We start from the raw sequence: 687 nt of genomic DNA on the forward strand, positions 1-687 counted from the left end.
CTGATCTACCTCAATTTTAATCATCTATTTACTTTCCACCTCAGTTTTCATTTCAAAGTTTTCACGTTCATCCTTTGTCGAAAATCCAAAGGAATGCATCTTTTTATCTATAATTAATTCTTTCTTTAATAGATAAACATATGCCTCTTCTTGCTCATCAGAATATCCTGTATGAACTACTTTTTCTATAAGCTCTGATGTAAACTGTATTGCTTTTCCAACGCCCACCATGCCTAATGGATATACAACTCCTGCATATTGAAAATATGTTTTGATTTCATTATGAAACATAAAACGGTTAATAATTACGAACCGTGCCTCTTCTATCTTATTGTCAGCTATAATATTTTTGAGAAATTGATTTTTTAATTGGACTACTGTTCCTAATGGATGTATTTTTTCTAAAATATCAATCATTCCAGATATAATTTCTTTTATTTGTAGATATGTAAATTCCATTCTGCCATCCTCATAAATCAATATATGTAAGTCATTTTCCCGCGCGTATATAACACTATTAGCCATATCATTATCACTACAATATTTTTCTTCATTAATAATAGCCGTATTTATCTTCAGCAAAAAACTAGTATTATTATAATAATTGCTTGCCATAGCATAAAGCCTCTGTCTCTTCAAATCACTTAAATATGTCAATTTATCAAGCCACTTTATAAGCAACTTATG

1 protein-coding gene is annotated in these 687 nt (G+C 29.4%); it reads right to left on the minus strand.

The window, feature by feature from the left end:
• Positions 1–24: 24 nt before the first annotated feature.
• Positions 25–687, minus strand: a 663-nt coding sequence (locus KPL44_RS25095; protein WP_216256126.1) for a DUF4176 domain-containing protein, incomplete at its 5' end; no start/stop codon positions are given.

This window comes from Clostridium sp. DSM 17811 (assembly GCF_018861905.1).
Lineage (GTDB): Bacteria > Bacillota > Clostridia > Clostridiales > Clostridiaceae > Clostridium_AD > Clostridium_AD frigoriphilum.